Raw genomic sequence first — 2,621 nt, forward strand, 5'->3', positions numbered from 1 at the left:
GCCTTCGAGGCGTTCAAGGGCGCCTTCCTGCGCGCCATCGCGCCGATCATGCCGGCGCTTCAGCCGGTCGCCGATGGGCTGGCATGGCTTCGCGATGCGGTGACGGCCCTCATCGCCCCCGTCGACGAGATGGGTGGAAGCTGGGCGGCTGCGGGGATTGCCGCCGGCAAGTTCGTGGGCGAGGCGCTGACCGCCGTGGTCGGCTTCACCACGGACCTCGTCGCATCGGTGGCGAACGCATGGCAGACAATGAGCTGGTCCGAGATCGGACAGGCGGCGGCTCGCGGCATCGGTGACGGATTCCTATTTCTTGCGGGTTGGGTGGCTGATCTCCTCGGATCGATCGACTGGCGGGCGCTCTGGGACGGCGCGACCTATGCGGCCGCCGCGGTGGTCGACGTCGTCGCCGGTTACTGGTCGACCATGGCCACCTCGGTCGCCGAGTTCGTTCGCGGGATCGACTGGGCAGGCGCGCTCGCCGGGGTGCGAAACGCTGCCGCAGCCGCGGCGGGATGGATCGCCTCGGCCCTGTCCGCGATCAACTGGGCCGGGCTTCTTTCCGCAGGGATCGACCGGGCTGCTACGGCCTTTCAGGCCGTCGCCGCCTATGTGGCCTCGGCCCTCTCCTCGATCGACTGGGCAGGGGTCTGGAACCGGGGCGTTGCCGTCGCGGCGACGGCGTTCGGCCAGATCGGCGCGACGGTATCCGCGGCGCTCGGGTCGGTCGACTGGACCGACCTCATCTCGGGCGCGAGCGACGCGATCGGCGGCTTCTTCAACCGCGCTGCCGACACGCTGCTTTCCGTGGACTGGGGGAGCCTCGGCTACCGTCTCGGCGAGATGATCGCCAGCGGCATCGCGGGAATCCTCAACATCGGCCGCATCCTTATGAATTCGCTGACCGGCGACGGTGCGTCGACCGCTGCCGGCCTTGGCGCGGCCATCGCGAACGGCATACTCGCCTTCGACTGGATTGGGGTCGGCTCGGCGATCCTGCGCTACATCGGTGCGGCCCTTCAGGCCGGCGGCGAGTTCATCCTCGGCGTAATCGGTGGGCTGATCGGCGTGGCCGATCTCGGGGGTGCCGCGACCAACATGGTCGAGCAGTTCCTCGCCGGTGCGGCCGCCATGACCGACCGATTGATGGCGAGCGGGCAGGCCCTCGCGCAAGCGATGTGGGACGGCGTGATCGCGAAGATCGACGCAATGGTCGAATGGTTCAAGGGGTTGCCCGCGCGCATCGTGGCGGCCATCGGCTCGATCGACCTCGGATCGCTGATCACATGGCCGAAGCCGCCGGCATGGGTTTCGCGCCTATGGGGCGGCGGTCAGGAAGAGGAAGCGCCAGCACCGGCGGCTGATGCCGCGCAAGGGGCGGCCGGCGAAGCCGCTTCCCGGATCACCGCCGAGGCCGCCGCGGCGAACGACAACGCGCAGGACGCGATCAACACGATGCTCGCAGGCATGGACCGCCTTGCTGGCGGCGTGGCGCAGGAAGGCGCCGCTGCCGTCACGGCGGCCGACGCGGTCGGTTCCTCGATCAGCGACAACATCAGCGTCACGGCCATGCCTGTGATCGACACGTCGAGCATCGACGCCGCGCGCACGAAGGTCGATGCGCTTTCGCGGTCCTTGCAGTCGATGCCCTCGACGGCCGTCACGGCGACGTCGTCGGCGCTCGCCGGCGCCCGTGCCTCCGGGGGGCCGGTAAAGGCCGGTGGTTCCTATCTTGTCGGCGAAGAAGGTCCGGAAATCGTCACCTTCGGACAGGACGGATTCGTCCACGACGCGATGAAGACGGCGCGGATCATCCGCAACGCCGCGCTCGGCGCTGCGGGCATGGCGTTCCCCGCTGCCGCTATGCCTGCCATTCCGGAAATCCCGACGATCGAGATCGCGATTCCCGAGGTCAGGCTTCCGGTGCCGCCGCAACTGCCGGCGACGCATCAGGCGCAGGAGGGCGGTCAATCCGGCGGCCGTGGCGTCGAGGTGTCCGTGGCGGCCGGCGCGATCAAGATCGAGGTAACAGCCGCCGCCGGCCAGTCGCCGGAGCGGGTCGCGGAAGAGGTCGAGCGCCGCCTGACGGCACGCCTCAACGCCCTGTCGCGCGGCGCGTTTTCAGATGGAGCGAATTGATGGCGATCCCGATGGCGCTTGGCCCCTTCATGTTCCATAGCCTGCGGTTCGGGTTCAACGGCGTCGGCCGCGACCTGTCGACCAGGTGGGCCAGCATCCAGACGGTCGGCGGCCTCAACCGGCTGCAATGGACGGGCGGCGACGAGGACACGGTGCTGATCGAAGGCGTCCTCTTCCCCGAGGAGTTCGGCGGCCTTTCCAGCCTTGAGGGTATCCGCGGCGCGGCGCAATCCGGGCTCGTGCTGCCGCTGATCACGCTGGGCGGCAACGTCTACGGCATGCACGTCGTCGAGATGGTTTCGGAGGACCAGTCGTTCCACGACCGTCTCGGGCGCCCGCGCAAGGACGTGTTTCGCATCGGGTTGAAACGCTACGCCGGCGGCGGGTTCTCGCTGATCTCGGTCGTGCAGACGCTTTTCGGGTGACGGCCATGGTGACGCGCTACATCACGAAGCACGGCGAGATGATCGACTCCATCTGCAGCC

The 2,621-nt window shown here is 68.7% G+C and carries 1 protein-coding gene and 1 pseudogene; both read left to right on the forward strand.

Annotation, left to right across the window (positions count from 1 at the left end; translation table 11 throughout):
* Window positions 1-2,136, forward strand: a pseudogene (locus tag V7050_RS17755) (hypothetical protein); the annotation flags it as partial.
* Window positions 2,136-2,561 carry a phage tail protein gene (locus V7050_RS17760; RefSeq protein WP_299480924.1) on the forward strand — a complete coding sequence of 142 codons (426 nt, stop codon included), beginning with the start codon at window positions 2,136-2,138 and terminating at the stop codon, window positions 2,559-2,561. The pseudogene V7050_RS17755 and the gene V7050_RS17760, both read left to right, overlap by 1 nt.
* Window positions 2,562-2,621: the final 60 nt, after the last annotated feature.

Source organism: Amaricoccus sp., from assembly GCF_036846665.1.
Classification (GTDB): Bacteria; Pseudomonadota; Alphaproteobacteria; order Rhodobacterales; family Rhodobacteraceae; genus Amaricoccus.

Excerpts from the sequence above, each read along its gene's own strand:
- V7050_RS17760 (WP_299480924.1), top strand. The coding sequence starts at position 2,136 with ATGGCGATCCCGATGGCGCTTGGCCCCTTCATGTTCCATAGCCTGCGG.